Consider the following 14,741-nt stretch of genomic DNA (forward strand, 5'->3'; position numbering starts at 1 on the left):
TGAGGGCGGTCGGGTCCGGTGACCGCGCGCAGGGCAGAATGGGGCCGGCACGAGCGAAGGAGACTTACGTGGCCATCCGCGTCCTACTGGTCGACGACCAGCCGCTGCTGCGCACCGGCTTCCGGATGATCCTGGAGGCCGAGCAGGACATCGCGGTCGTCGGCGAGGCCGGAGACGGCCTCCAGGCTCTCGACCAGGTGCGGGCGCTGCAGCCCGACGTGGTCCTGATGGACATCCGTATGCCCCGCATGGACGGGGTCGAGGCGACCCGGCAGATCACCGGGCCCGGGCGGGACGGCCCGGCGAAGGTGCTGGTGCTGACCACCTTCGACCTCGACGAGTACGTGGTGGAGGCGCTGCGCGCGGGTGCCAGCGGGTTCCTGCTGAAGGACGCGCCGGCCAACGAGCTGGTGCAGGCGATCCGTGTGGTGGCCGGCGGCGAGGCCATGCTGGCGCCGAGCATCACCCGGCGGCTGCTCGACAAGTACGCCACCCATCTGCCCTCCGGCGACGAGCCCGTGCCCGACACGCTGCACACCCTCACCGACCGCGAGGTGGAGGTCTTGAAGCTGGTGGCCCGCGGGCTGTCCAACGCGGAGATCGCCGCTGACCTGTTCGTCAGCGAGACCACGGTGAAGACGCACGTCGGTCATGTGCTGACCAAGCTGGGGCTGCGCGACCGGGTGCAGGCCGCCGTGTACGCCTACGAGAGCGGACTGGTGCGGCCCGGCGCGCAGTAGGGCCCGCGGCCGTCGCCGTGGCGGCGGTCCGTCGGGGCGGTGCGTGTGGTGGCCGTGACGACGGCCGTCGGTGCGGCACGGTCGCGGCCGCGACGGAAGAAGGGCGTCCCCGCCGGGGGACGCCCTTCTTCCGTGTCCGCCGCCGCTCAGTCCTTGCTGAGCTCCCAGAACCGGAAGACCGTCGAGGCGTCCAGGCAGTACTCGAGGCCGTAGACGTTCTGCCGGGTCACGGCGTACTGCTTGGCCTGCCAGACCGGCAGGACCGGCAGCTGGTCGGCGACGATGTCCTGGAGCCGGCCGTAGTCGCGGTCGGTCGCGGAGCGGTCGCTCTGGGCGGCGGTGCGCGGGATGAGCGTGCCGGTGATGGTGCTGTTGCTGTAGTGGTTGCTCAGCACGTTGCCCTTGCCGAAGAACGGCGCCGTGAAGTTGTCGGCGTCCGGGTAGTCCGGCACCCAGCCCTTCACGTACACGCCGTACCTGCCGTGGGCGATGTCCTTCTCGTACTGGTCGAAGGCGACGGACTTCACGTCGGCGTCGAACAGCCCGCTGGCGTTGAGCTGCTTGGCGATCGCCTTCAGCTCCTGGTCCGTGGCCGGGCCGTAGCGGGACGGGGTGGACCAGAGGGTGAGCCGCACCTTGCCGGTGATGCCCTCGGCCTTCAGGGCCGCGGCGGCCCTGGCCGGCGAGGGGCTGGCGCCGTAGGTGTCGAAGAACGCCGTGTTGTGGCCCGCGATGCCCGCCGGGATGATCGAGTACAGCGGGGTCGCCGTGCCCTGGTAGACCTCCTTGATGAGGGCGTCGCGGTCGAGCAGATAGGCGATGGCCTTGCGCACGCCGAGTTTTCCGGCGACCGGGTCCTTCATGTTGAAGACCAGGTGCTGGACCTCGGCGCTGCTGCCCTCGACGACCTCGATCTTCGAGTCGTTGCCGGCGTTCTGCAGGTCGGCGACGTCCTTCGCGGTCAGGCCGCGGTAGGCGATGTCGATCTTGCCGTCCTGGAGGGCCTTCTTCAGGGCGGACTGGTCGCCGTGGAAGAACTTCAGGGTCACGCCGGAGTTCTTGACCTTGGCGGTGCCCTTGTAGGTGTCGTTGACCGAGAAGACGGCCTTGTCCTTGTCGAAGGAGTCCAGCTTGTACGGGCCGGAGCCGATCGCCTTGCCGTCCTTGCGCAGCTTGTCGCCGTCGTACTGCGTGTGGTCGACGATCGAGCCCGCGCCGGAGGCGATCTTGCTCGGGAAGGTGGCGTCGGGATCCTTCAGCCGGAAGACGACCGTCCTCGCGTCCGGCGCCTGGACCTGCTGCAGCATGGGGAACATGATCGCCGGACCCGCCGCGTCGTTGATCTTGAGCATGCGGTCGAAGGAGAACTTCACGTCCTCGGAGGTCAGCTTGTCACCGTTGCTGAACCTCAGGCCGTCCTTGAGCGTGCACTTGTAGACCTTGGCCGAGGCGTCGGTGAACGCGCAGGACTCGGCCGCCTCCGGCTCGGGCTCGGTGCCCCCGTCGGGGAAGCTGAGCAGCGACTGGAAGACGTTGTTGAACAGCAGCCAGGAACCCGGGTCGTAACCGGAGGCGGGGTCGGTGGCCAGTACGTCGTCCGACATTCCCATGACGACGGCGGGTCCGGTGTCCCCGGAATGGCCGCTGCCGGCTCCGCAGCCCGTCAAAAGGCCGGAGGCCAGCCCTGCCACCACGGGCAGGACCGGCCACTGGTTGCGCATCTTCACTGCACGTGCCTTCTCGTCGGTGTCGGGACTCCCAGGGCCCTGCGCGCGCCCCTGGCCCCCGGGAACGAGGGTCAGCCGCTCACGCCACGGCCGAGCTCCCACAACTGGAGAGTCGAGGAGGAGTTGAGAGCGTACGCGGTTCCGGTGACGTCGTCGCGGGCGGCCACGTACTGCTTGCCCTGCCACAGCGGCAGGATCGGCACGTCCTTGGCGACGATGTCCTGGATCTGGGTCAGGTCGGGAGCGGCGGCGATGCGGTCGGCCTCGCGGCGGGACGCCGGGATGAGGCTGTTGATGATCTTGTCGTTGCGGTACGGCAGCTTGAGGAAGTTGTCCTTGTCGAGGAACGGCGCCAGGTAGTTGTCGGCGTCGGGGAAGTCCGGGAACCAGCCCATGCCCCAGACGTCGTACTGGCCCTTGCGCTCGGCCGGGACGAAGGTCTTCCACAGCGCGCCCTCGATGCTGACGTCGAACAGGCCGCTGGCGTTGAGCTGCTTCTGAAGGATCTCGAATTCCTTCTTGGTGGCCGAGCCGTAGTGGTCGGTCGTGTAGTGCAGCGTCAGCTTCACCGGGGTGGTGATGTTGGCGGCCGTCAGCAGGGACTTCGCCTTGGCGGTGCTGGGGTCGCCGTACTTGTTGAAGAACGAGTTGGAGTGGCCGGTGATGCTGGCCGGGACCAGCGAGTACAGCGGCTCGGCCTGGGTGCCGTAGACCTTGGAGACGAGCTCGCCGCGGTTGATCAGCTGGGCCATGGCCTGGCGGACGGCCTTCGACTTCACGCTCGGGGCGTCGGTGTTGAAGGCGAGGTAGCGGATCTCGAGGCCGGCCATCTCGACCAGGTCGACGCTGTTGCCGGAGTCGTTGGAGAGCTTCTGGATCTGGTCCGGCGACATGGTGCGGGTCATGACGTCGATGTCACCCTTGTCGAGCGCCTTGCCCATGGCCTCGGCGTCCGCGAAGGAGACCATCTCGGCCTTGGAGTTCTTCACCTTGAGCGTCCCCTTGTAGTTGGGGTTCTTGGTGAAGGTCGCCTTGACGATGGCGTCGTCCTTGACCTGGGTCTGCAGGGTGTACGGGCCGGAGCCGTCGACGGCGAAGCCGTCGCGCAGCTTGTTCTTCTCGTAGTCGTCGGGGTTGACGATGCCGGCGACCGGGGTCGACAGCTTGTACGGGAAGGTGGCGTCGGCGGTCTTCAGGTGGAAGATGACGTCGCGGTCGCCCTTGGTCTCCACCGTGTCGATGGTGGAGAGCAGGCCGACCGGGCCGCCCTCGGCGTTGATGGCCCGCACGCGGTCGATGGAGTACTTGACGTCCTTCGCGGTGATGGCGTCGCCGTTGCTGAACTTCAGGCCCTCACGCAGCCTGCAGGCGTAGCGCTCGTTGCCGGAGTCGGTGAATCCGCAGCTCTCGGCCGCCTCGGGGACGGGCTCGCCCTCGCCGCGCGGCTGGATCATCAGCGTCTGCACGGTCTGGCGCAGGATGTTCCAGGAGCCCACGTCGTACGCGTACGCCGGATCGAGCGGCGCAGGGGCGTCCTTCGTGGCGGTGAACTGGTCCGTCGTCCCGACCACGATCGCGTCCCCACCGCTGCTGCCGCTGTCGGAACCACCACAGGCGGCGAGCACGGGCGCGAGCAGGCCGACCACGGCCGGCAGCACCAATGTCTTGCGGTTCATGCTCGTTTTTCTCCAGAGCTGTTCAGGTCCGTGTACCCGGCATGCAGGGGTGTCGCGGCGGATCACGGGGGTAGGGGCGATGGTTCTCGCGACGAGATTAGTCCGCACCTGCACGAGGGTTCGCAGCCACCGGAGTTGAGCCGTCATCACGCAGCGGAACCGACCGTGGACAGACCGGAGGCCCGCGACGGGAAGGATTAGTGCAGCCTTCCATCAATCAGGACACAAGGGCACAGCGGACCGCCTCGAAACGGGGCCGCCAGCACAGACACCCCGGCCTGTCGAGCCCTGCGCAAGTGGTGAACGTCACACCTCGATGGACCCGATCGGCACCGTAATTCGGCCGGTCGACTTGATTCGAATTCCTTCGCACGCCGGACTCCGGAATTCCCGTCCTATCGGCTCTGCACACTGGGTGAACGCTCGGCGCATTTCTGTCATCACATCTGCCACTAGCTCTGTCATCACATCTGTCGCCGGGCTGTCACCGGGTCCGTCACCGCGCTGTGATCGGATCTCCCGTCGGGCTGCCACGGCCCTGTCAGAAGGCGATCAGCCCCCGCAGGAACGCCAGGTCGATGTCTTCGAGCGTGGTGACGACGGTGCGCCGGTCGGCGGGGGCGACGGGGGCCACCGAGGGCACCACGACGACGTGGCAGCCCGCCGCCTCGGCCGCCGCGACACCGGTCGCGGTGTCCTCGACGACCGCGCATCTGGCCGGGTCCACGCCGAGTCCGGCGGCCGCGAGCAGGTAGGGGTCCGGGTGCGGCTTGGTGCGCGGCACCTCGTCACCGGCCACCGACAGGGCGAAGTGCTGCGGGCCCAGCGAGGTGAGCACGCGGTCGATGATGCGACGGTGGGAGGCGGAGACCAGGGCCGTCGGGATCTCGTACTCGGAGAGCTCGGCGAGGAGCCTGGCGGCACCCGGCATCAGCGGCAGGGCGCCGGCGATCCGGTCCTCGAACCCCTGGTTGAGCAGGACCGTCAGCTCGGCGAGGGTGATGTCGGCGCCGGTGGCCTCGATCAGGAACCCCGCGCTGCGGGTCATCGGCCCGCCGACCACGACATGGCGCCATGAGTCGTCGAGGGTGTGGCCGAGGCCGGCGAAGACCTCCACCTCGACGTCCCACCAGAAGCCCTCGGTGTCCACCAGGGTTCCGTCCATGTCGAGGAGCACGGCCTGCAGGGCAGAGCCTTCGGCCGTACGGGTTCCGAGCGCAGGGACCGTACTGGTCATCCGGGCGCACCTCCTTGAGGGACGATCAGGCCGGTTCCCGTGCGGGGAACCGGCCTGCAGTGGACCGACCAGTGTACGTCCGCCGTGGACGGAACGCCTCGTTTATCCGGCGTGCTCCGGGGCACACCGTCTGTACGCCGGGGGGCGCTGTGAGCTGCGCCGTCGGCGGTACTCAGCGGGCGTTGAAGTACTTCGCCTCCGGGTGGTGGATCACGATCGCGTCGGTGGACTGCTCGGGGTGGAGCTGGAACTCCTCGGAGAGCTTGACCCCGATCCGCTCGGGCTCCAGCAGGTCGGCGATCTTGGCCCGGTCCTCCAGGTTCGGACACGCTCCGTAACCGAGGGAGAAGCGGGCGCCCCGGTACTTCAGGGCGAACATGTCCTCCATCCGGCCCGGATCCTCACCGGCGAAGCCCAGCTCCGAGCGCACGCGCGCGTGCCAGTACTCGGCGAGCGCCTCGGCCAGCTGCACCGACAGGCCGTGCAGTTCGAGGTAGTCGCGGTAGGCGTTCGCCTCGAACATGCGCGCCGTCTCCTCGCCGATCCGCGAGCCGACGGTGACGACCTGGAGGCCGACGACGTCCGTCTCACCGGACTCCTGCGGACGGAAGAAGTCGGCGAGGCACAGCCGGCGGCCGCGGCGCTGGCGCGGGAAGGTGAAGCGGGTGCGCTCGTTGCCGTGCTCGTCCAGGATGATCAGGTCGTCGTCCTTGGAGACGCACGGGAAGTAGCCGTAGACGACGGCCGCCTCCAGCAGGTTCTCGGTCTGCAGCCGGTCCAGCAGACCGCGCAGCCGCGGCCGGCCGTCGGTCTCAACGAGTTCGTCGTACGAGGGGCCCTCGCCGGTGCGGGCCTGCTTCAGACCCCACTGGCCCTTGAAGAGGGCGCCCTCGTCCAGCCAGGTCGCGTACTCCTTGAGCTGGATGCCCTTGATGACGCGGGTGCCCCAGAACGGCGGCCGCGGCACGCGGTTGTCGGTGGCGACGTCGGAGCGGACGTGGCCCTCCTCCGGGCGCTCCTCCGCCTCGGCGGGCGTGGCCGCCCGGACCCGGCGCTGCTTCAGCTCCGGCAGCTTCGCGCCGGGCACGCCGCGCTTGACGCCGATGAGCGCGTCCATCAGGCGCAGGCCCTCGAACGCGTCGCGGGCGTAGCGGACCTCCCCGTCGTAGACCTCGTGCAGGTCCTGCTCGACGTAGGCGCGGGTGAGGGCCGCGCCGCCCAGGATCACCGGGTAGGTGGCCGCCAGGTTGCGCTGGTTGAGCTCCTCCAGGTTCTCCTTCATGATCACGGTGGACTTGACCAGGAGCCCGGACATGCCGATCACGTCCGCCCGGTGCTCCTCGGCCGCCTCCAGGATCGCGGAGACCGGCTGCTTGATGCCGAGGTTGACGACGTTGTAGCCGTTGTTGGACAGGATGATGTCGACGAGGTTCTTGCCGATGTCGTGCACGTCGCCGCGCACGGTGGCCAGCACGATGGTGCCCTTGCCGGCCTCGTCGCCCTCGACCTTCTCCATGTGCGGTTCGAGGTGGGCGACAGCGGTCTTCATGACCTCGGCGGACTGGAGCACGAACGGCAGCTGCATCTGGCCGGAGCCGAACAGCTCACCGACGACCTTCATGCCGTCCAGCAGGGTGTCGTTGACGATGTCGAGCGCGGGGCGCTCGGCCAGCGCCTCGTCGAGGTCGGCCTCCAGGCCGTTGCGCTCACCGTCGATGATGCGGCGCTTCAGGCGCTCCTCCAGTGGCAGCGCCGCCAGCTCCTCGGCCTTGCCGGCCTTCAGCGACTTGGCGGTGGCGCCCTCGAACAGCTGCATGAGCTTCTGCAGCGGGTCGTAGCCCTCGCGGCGGCGGTCGTAGATCAGGTCGAGGGCGGTGGTGACCTGCTCCTCGTCGAAGCGGGCGATCGGCAGGATCTTGGAGGCGTGCACGATCGCCGAGTCCAGGCCCGCCTTGACGCACTCGTCCAGGAAGACGGAGTTGAGCAGGATGCGGGCGGCCGGGTTGAGGCCGAAGGAGATGTTCGACAGGCCCAGCGTGGTCTGCACGTCCGGGTGGCGGCGCTTGAGCTCGCGGATCGCCTCGATGGTGGCCAGGCCGTCCTTGCGGGACTCCTCCTGACCGGTGCAGATGGTGAAGGTCAGGGTGTCGATGAGGATGTCGGACTCGTGGACGCCCCAGTTCCCGGTCAGGTCCTCGATCAGCCGCTCGGCGATCTCGACCTTCTTCTCGGGGGTGCGGGCCTGGCCCTCCTCGTCGATGGTGAGCGCGATCAGCGCGGCGCCGTGCTCGCGGGCGAGCCGGGTGACGCGGGCGAAGCGCGAGTCGGGGCCGGCGCCGTCCTCGTAGTTGACGGAGTTGATGACCGCGCGGCCGCCGAGCTTCTCCAGGCCCGCCCGGATCACGTCGACCTCGGTGGAGTCCAGCACGATCGGCAGGGTGGAGGCGGTGGCGAAGCGGCCGGCCAGCTCCTCCATGTCGGCGACGCCGTCCCGGCCGACGTAGTCCACGCAGAGGTCCAGCATGTGGGCGCCCTCGCGGATCTGGTCGCGGGCCATCTCCACACAGTCGTCCCAGCGGCCCTCCAGCATCGCCTCGCGGAACTTCTTCGATCCGTTGGCGTTGGTGCGCTCGCCGATGGCGAGGTAGGAGGTGTCCTGGCGGAACGGCACGCTCTGGTAGAGGGAGGCGGCACCCGGCTCGGGCCGCGGGTCGCGCTCGGTGGGGGTGACGTCGCGGACGCGCTCGACCAGCCGGCGCAGGTGCTCGGGGGTGGTGCCGCAGCAGCCGCCGACGAGGGAGAGGCCGTAGTCGCGTACGAAGGTCTCGTGGGCGTCGGCCAGCTCGGGCGGGGTGAGCGGGTAGGTGGCGCCGTCCTTGCCGAGAACCGGGAGACCGGCGTTCGGCATGCAGGACAGCGGGATGCGGGAGTGCCGGGAGAGGTAGCGCAGGTGCTCGCTCATCTCGGCGGGCCCGGTGGCGCAGTTCATGCCGATCATGTCGATGCCGAGCGGCTCCAGCGCGGTGAGCGCGGCACCGATCTCCGAGCCGAGCAGCATGGTGCCGGTCGTCTCGACGGTCACGGAGACGATGATCGGCAGGTCGAGGCCGGAGATCTCGCGGGCGCGCCGGGCGCCGATCACGGCGGCCTTGGTCTGCAGCAGGTCCTGGGTGGTCTCCACGATCAGCGCGTCCGCGCCGCCCGCGATCAGGCCCTCGGCGTTCTGCTGGAAGGCGTCGCGGATGGTGGTGTACCCGATGTGGCCGAGTGTGGGCAGCTTGGTGCCGGGACCCATGGAGCCCAGCACCCAGCGCTGGCGGCCGTCCCGCGCGAGGTAGCCGTCGGCGGTCTCACGGGCGATGCGGGCGCCCGCCTCGGACAGCTCGTGGACCCGCTCGGGGATGTCGTATTCGGCCATCGCCGCGTAGTTGGCACCGAAGGTGTTCGTCTCGACGCAGTCCACGCCGGCGTCGAAGTACTCCTCGTGGACCGAGCGGACGATGTCGGGGCGGGTCAGGTTCAGGATCTCGTTGCAGCCCTCGAGGTTCTGGAAGTCCTCCAGGGTGGGGTCCTGGGCCTGGAGCATCGTGCCCATGGCTCCGTCGGCGACCACCACTCGGGTGGCGAGCGCCTCGCGGAGCGCGGACACACGGGTCCGGCTGTCGGCGGAAGGGGTCGGTGGCGACGAGGCCATGAAAGGGCTCCCTTGAAGTGCGACGGCTGTCGGCTTTGCGCCCGCCCGCGGATCTTCCGCGGAGGGCGCACCCCGCCAGGGTAACCGGGTCGGTCCGGGGGCGGACGGGGCGTCCACGACGCGGACGAGGATGACGGGCAGGTCGCCTGCGGGATACGAGTGACGCAACAGATCCCGACGGATCTCGCCATGTCACGGCCGAACCATTGGCGGGAGGTCGGCATCGACCGGTAGTGTTCGGCATTGCCGAACAGCGGCAGCGACGTCGCACGTCGACGGTCGAAGGGGACGGAGGCAGCACGGCGATGGCACGGAACATCCAGTCGCTCGAACGGGCGGCGGCGATGCTGCGGCTGCTCGCGGGCGGCGAGCGACGGCTCGGCCTCTCGGACATCGCCTCGTCACTGGGCCTCGCCAAGGGCACCGCCCACGGGATCCTGCGCACCCTGCAGCAGGAGGGCTTCGTCGAGCAGGACGAGCCCTCCGGGCGCTACCAGCTGGGCGCGGAGCTGCTGCGCCTGGGCACCACCTATCTCGACGTGCACGAACTGCGGGCGCGCGCCCTGGTCTGGACGGACGACCTGGCCCGCTCCAGCGGGGAGAGCGTCTACCTCGGCGTGCTGCACCAGCACGGGGTGCTGATCGTGCACCACGTCTTCCGCCCCGACGACAGCCGCCAGGTGCTGGAGATCGGGGCCATGCAGCCGCTGCACTCCACGGCCCTCGGCAAGGTCCTGTCGGCCTACGACCCGGTCGCGCACAGCGAGGCGATCGAGGCGGACCGCAAGGCGTTCACCGACCGGACCGTGTGCGACCTGGAGGACTTCGAGCACATCCTCGACATGTCACGGGCGCGCGGCTACGCGGCCGACGTCGAGGAGACCTGGGAGGGCGTCGCCTCCGTCGCGGCGCCCATCCACGACCGGCGGCGGATGCCGGTGGGCGCCGTGGGCGTCACCGGCGCCGTGGAGCGGCTGTGCCGGGACGGCGAGCTGCGGCCGGAGATCGTCGCCGCGGTACGCGACTGCGCCCGCGCCGTGTCGCGGGACCTGGGCGCCGGACGGTTCTGACCCGCCTCCTCCCGCCTCCTCCCGCCCCCTCCCTGCCCTCGTCGGCCCTCGTCGGCCCCGCGGCGCCGACCGTCCGGTCGGTACGACCGCGCCCGTCACCCCGTCGTACACATCTGACCTGCAAGATCGACAGCGGTCGGCGATCGATAACGATCGCATTTTCGACAACAGGACTCTTGACGGGCAGGTGAGGCCGGAGCAAGACTCCCGTCCATCGGTCGGCATTGTCGAACACCAAACGGCAATACGCGCTAGAGTGTGACAACGCCAAGGGCCGGCATCGCTCTCACCCCGAGGGCAGCTCGAACTCCCGGAGGGACCCGGGGTTCGGTCCCCTGGACGAAGGACAAAGGAGTCGCGGGTGTCCAGCTCCGACATCTTCATCGGCGAGACCATCGGTACCGCCATACTCATCCTGCTCGGCGGTGGCGTCTGCGCCGCCGTGACGCTGAAGGCCTCCAAGGCCCGTAACACCGGCTGGCTCGCCATCGCCTTCGGGTGGGGCTTCGCCGTCATGACGGCGGTCTACATCTCCGGCCCGCTCTCCGGTGCCCACCTCAACCCCGCCGTCACCGTCGCCCTGGCCATCAAGAACAGCGACTGGAGCAACGTCCCGGTGTACTTCGCCGGCCAGATGCTCGGCGCGATGATCGGCGCGACCCTGGTGTGGGCCGCCTACTACGGCCAGTTCCACGCGCACCTGACCGACAAGGAGATCGTCGGCGGTCCGGGCGCGCAGGCCACGAAGGTCAAGGCCGTCGAGGCGCAGGAGACGGGCGCCGGCCCGGTCCTGGGCATCTTCTCCACCGGCCCGGAGATCCGGCACGCGGTGCAGAACCTGCTCACCGAGATCATCGGCACCATCGTGCTGATCCTCGCCGTGCTCACGCAGGGCCTGAACGACAAGGGCAACGGCCTCGGCGTCCTGGGCGGTCTGATCACCGCGCTGGTCGTCGTCTCCATCGGCCTCTCGCTCGGCGGCCCGACCGGCTACGCGATCAACCCGGCCCGTGACCTCGGCCCGCGTATCGTGCACGCCCTCCTCCCCCTGCCCAACAAGGGCGGCTCCGACTGGGGCTACGCCTGGGTCCCGGTGGCCGGTCCGCTGATCGGCGGCGCGATAGCCGCAGGCATCTACAACGTCGCTTTCGCCTAGAGCACCGGTGGAACAGTCCCTTCTCAACTCAGCGAACCCCAGGAGCAACCAGTGACCGACGCCCACACCGCCGGCATCGCCACCCACGGGCAGGGCCCGTTCATCGCCGCCATCGACCAGGGCACGACTTCTTCCCGCTGCATCGTCTTCGACCGCGACGGCCGTATCGTCTCCGTCGACCAGAAGGAGCACGAGCAGATCTTCCCCAAGCCGGGCTGGGTCGAGCACAACGCCACCGAGATCTGGACCAACGTCCAGGAGGTCGTCGCCGGGGCCATCGCCAAGGCCGGCATCACCCGGGACGACATCAAGGCCATCGGCATCACCAACCAGCGCGAGACCACCGTGCTGTGGGACAAGACCACCGGTGAGCCCGTCCACAACGCCATCGTCTGGCAGGACACCCGCACCGACGCCCTGTGCAGGGATCTCGGGCGCAACGTCGGCCAGGACCGCTTCCGCCGTGAGACCGGCCTCCCCCTCGCCTCCTACTTCGCCGGTCCCAAGGCCCGGTGGCTGCTGGACAACGTCGAGGGCCTGAAGGAGCGCGCCGAGGCCGGGGACATCCTCTTCGGCACCATGGACAGCTGGGTCATCTGGAACCTCACCGGCGGCACGGACGGCGGCAAGCACGTCACGGACGTCACCAACGCCTCCCGCACCATGCTGATGAACCTGCACACCATGGAGTGGGACGAGAAGATCTGCGAGTCGATCGGCGTCCCGCAGCAGATCCTGCCCGAGATCCGCTCCTCCGCCGAGGTCTACGGCGAGATCACCGGCGGCAAGCTGGGCGAGCTGCTCGGCGGCATCCCCGTCGCCTCCGCGCTCGGCGACCAGCAGGCGGCCCTGTTCGGCCAGACCTGCTTCTCCGAGGGCGAGACCAAGTCGACGTACGGCACCGGCACCTTCATGGTGATGAACACCGGCGACAAGATCATCAACTCCTACGCCGGCCTGCTCACCACCGTCGGCTACAAGATCGGGGACCAGCCGACGGTCTACGCCCTGGAGGGCTCGATCGCCGTCACCGGCTCCCTGGTGCAGTGGATGCGCGACCAGATGGGCCTGATCTCCACCGCCGCCGAGATCGAGACACTCGCGCTGTCGGTGGAGGACAACGGCGGCGCCTACTTCGTGCCGGCCTTCTCCGGCCTGTTCGCCCCGCACTGGCGCTCCGACGCCCGCGGCGTGATCGCCGGTCTGACCCGGTACGTCACCAAGGCGCACCTCGCGCGCGCCGTCCTGGAGGCCACCGCCTGGCAGACCCGCGAGATCGCCGACGCGATGGTGAAGGACTCCGGCGACGAGCTGGTGACCCTCAAGGTCGACGGCGGCATGACCGCCAACAACCTGCTGATGCAGACGCTCGCCGACGTCCTGGACGCGCCCGTGGTGCGTCCGATGGTCGCCGAGACCACCTGCCTCGGCGCCGCCTACGCCGCCGGTCTCGCCGTCGGCTTCTGGTCCAGCACCGACGAACTGCGCGCCAACTGGCGCCGGGCCGCGGAGTGGACCCCCCGCATGGACGCGGAGACCCGCGACCGTGAGTACAAGAACTGGCTCAAGGCCGTCGAGCGGACCATGGGCTGGCTCGAGGACGAGAGCTGACGAGACGAGAGCTCGCGAGCGCGCCCTCGAGGCTCTGATGAGGAGTAAGAACCCGAAATGACCAGTCAGTCCACCCTGCAGTCCGTGCCTGCCCTGGGCACGCGCCCGGCCTCCGGTTCCACCGCGAGCCGGGCCGAGACCCGCGAGCAGCTCGCCAAGGCGTCGTTCGACCTTCTTGTGATCGGCGGCGGCATCCTGGGCATCTCCACCGCCTGGCACGCCGCGCAGTCCGGCCTCAGGGTGGCTCTGGTCGACGCCGGCGACTTCGCCGGCGCCACCTCCTCCGCCTCCTCCAAGCTGCTCCACGGCGGTCTGCGCTACCTGCAGACCGGCGCGGTGAAGCTGGTGGCGGAGAACCACTTCGAGCGCCGTGCGGTCTCCCGCCAGGTGGCACCTCACCTGGCGAACCCGCTCACGTTCTACCTCCCCGTGTACAAGGGCGGGCCGCACGGCGCGGCGAAGCTGGGCGCGGGCGTCTTCGCCTACTCCGCGCTCTCCGCGTTCGGTGACGGCGTCGGCCACCTCCTCTCCCCCGCCAAGGCGGCGCAGGACGTGCCCGAGCTGCGCACCGAGAACCTCAAGGCCGTGGCCGTGTACGGCGACGACCAGATGAACGACGCGCGCATGGCGCTGATGACGGTCCGCGCCACCGTCGAGTCGGGCGCCGTCGTCCTCAACCACGCCGAGGTCACCGGCCTGCGCTTCACCCGGGGCCGGGTGACCGGCGCCGAGCTGCGCGACCGCGTGTCCGGCGAGGAGTTCGGCGTCAACGCCCGGCTCGTGCTGAACGCGACCGGCCCGTGGGTCGATCACCTGCGCAGGATGGAGGACCCGGACGCGGCACCGTCGATCCGGCTGTCGAAGGGCGCGCATCTGGTCCTGAAGCGGACCTCGCCGTGGAAGGCCGCCCTGGCCACCCCCATCGACAAGTACCGCATCACCTTCGCCCTCCCGTGGGAGGACATGCTGCTGCTGGGCACGACCGACGAGGAGTTCGAGGGCGACCCGGCGGACGTCGCCGTCAACGACAAGGACATAGCCCAGATCCTCGACGAAGCCGCCTTCTCCGTCCGTGACCAGCAGCTCTCCCGGGACCTGATCACGTACGCCTTCGCCGGTCTGCGGGTGCTGCCGGGCGGCCCCGGCGACACGGCGAAGGCCAAGCGCGAGACCGTGGTCACGGAGGGCCGCGGCGGCATGCTGTCCGTCGCGGGCGGCAAGTGGACGACCTTCCGCCACATCGGCCGTACGGTCATGAGGAAACTGGAGTCGCTGCCGGGCCACCCGCTGGGCGACGACTTCGAGCCCATCGCCTCGCTGCCGAAGAAGCTGCCGCTGCCCGGTGTCGCCAACCCGCGCGCGGTCGCGCACCGGCTGCTGGTGGACAACCCGGCGCCGGGGCCGCGGATGGCCGCCGACACGGCCAGGCACCTCGCCACCCACTACGGTTCGCTGGCCTTCGACATCGCCCGGCTGGCCAACGAGGACCCGGAGCTGGGCGAGCGGGTGCACCCCGACGCCCCGGAGATCTGGGCGCAGGTGGTCTACGCCCGGGACAACGAGTGGGCCGAGACGCCGGACGACGTGCTGCGCCGCCGTACGACGCTGACGATCCGGGGCCTGGCCACGGACGAGGTCCGCGCGAAGGTCCAGGACCTGCTCGACAAGAAGTGACCTCGTGCCGGTCCCTTCCCCTGGCCAGGGCCGGCACGGCTGCGGAACGGCCCCTTTCCCCTGGGGGGCCGGATCCGCGAAAGGGGCGGCTCCGCGCCGACGGAGCCGCCCCTTTCGCCTGCGCACGGCCGAGACCCTGAAACTCCGTAATAAGGT

9 protein-coding genes are annotated in these 14,741 nt (G+C 69.6%); 5 read left to right on the forward strand and 4 right to left on the reverse strand.

What is annotated here, in order from left to right:
• Positions 1 to 68 precede the first annotated feature (68 nt).
• Positions 69 to 740: a response regulator gene (locus ACJ9NR_RS08230; RefSeq protein ID WP_016434400.1), complete on the forward strand. Its 672-nt coding sequence runs from the start codon at positions 69 to 71 to the stop codon at positions 738 to 740.
• Between the two features lie 146 nt (positions 741 to 886).
• Here the strand turns inward: ACJ9NR_RS08230 and ACJ9NR_RS08235 are convergent, their stop codons facing one another.
• From ACJ9NR_RS08235 to metH, 4 genes are all read right to left on the reverse strand, one after another.
• Positions 887 to 2,467 carry an ABC transporter substrate-binding protein gene (locus tag ACJ9NR_RS08235; RefSeq protein ID WP_412488965.1) on the reverse strand — a complete coding sequence of 527 codons (1,581 nt, stop codon included), beginning with the start codon at positions 2,465 to 2,467 and terminating at the stop codon, positions 887 to 889.
• Positions 2,468 to 2,538: 71 nt separating this feature from the next.
• Positions 2,539 to 4,143 (reverse strand): ABC transporter substrate-binding protein, encoded by a 1,605-nt coding sequence (locus ACJ9NR_RS08240; RefSeq protein WP_412488964.1) that lies wholly within the window; start codon positions 4,141 to 4,143, stop codon positions 2,539 to 2,541.
• A gap of 541 nt (positions 4,144 to 4,684) precedes the next feature.
• Entirely contained in the window at positions 4,685 to 5,380 is a 696-nt protein-coding gene (locus ACJ9NR_RS08245; RefSeq protein WP_412488963.1) for an HAD family hydrolase, read from the reverse strand.
• A 172-nt stretch (positions 5,381 to 5,552) separates the two neighbouring features.
• Positions 5,553 to 9,074: a methionine synthase gene (gene metH, locus ACJ9NR_RS08250; RefSeq protein WP_412488962.1), complete on the reverse strand. Its 3,522-nt coding sequence runs from the start codon at positions 9,072 to 9,074 to the stop codon at positions 5,553 to 5,555.
• Positions 9,075 to 9,379: 305 nt separating this feature from the next.
• Between metH and ACJ9NR_RS08255 the strand changes: the two genes are divergently transcribed.
• From ACJ9NR_RS08255 to ACJ9NR_RS08270, 4 genes are all read left to right on the forward strand, one after another.
• Entirely contained in the window at positions 9,380 to 10,144 is a 765-nt protein-coding gene (locus tag ACJ9NR_RS08255; protein WP_412488961.1) for an IclR family transcriptional regulator, read from the forward strand.
• Between the two features lie 361 nt (positions 10,145 to 10,505).
• On the forward strand, positions 10,506 to 11,300 hold the full coding sequence (locus tag ACJ9NR_RS08260) for an MIP/aquaporin family protein (RefSeq protein ID WP_412488960.1): 795 nt from the start codon (positions 10,506 to 10,508) through the stop codon (positions 11,298 to 11,300).
• Between the two features lie 51 nt (positions 11,301 to 11,351).
• Positions 11,352 to 12,911 carry a glycerol kinase GlpK gene (glpK, locus tag ACJ9NR_RS08265; protein WP_412488959.1) on the forward strand — a complete coding sequence of 520 codons (1,560 nt, stop codon included), beginning with the start codon at positions 11,352 to 11,354 and terminating at the stop codon, positions 12,909 to 12,911.
• 57 nt (positions 12,912 to 12,968) lie between these two features.
• Entirely contained in the window at positions 12,969 to 14,585 is a 1,617-nt protein-coding gene (locus ACJ9NR_RS08270) for a glycerol-3-phosphate dehydrogenase/oxidase (protein WP_412488958.1), read from the forward strand.
• Positions 14,586 to 14,741 lie beyond the last annotated feature (156 nt).

Origin of the sequence: Streptomyces sediminimaris (genome assembly GCF_047049295.1) — a bacterium.
GTDB classification, from domain to species: domain Bacteria; phylum Actinomycetota; class Actinomycetes; order Streptomycetales; family Streptomycetaceae; genus Streptomyces; species Streptomyces sediminimaris.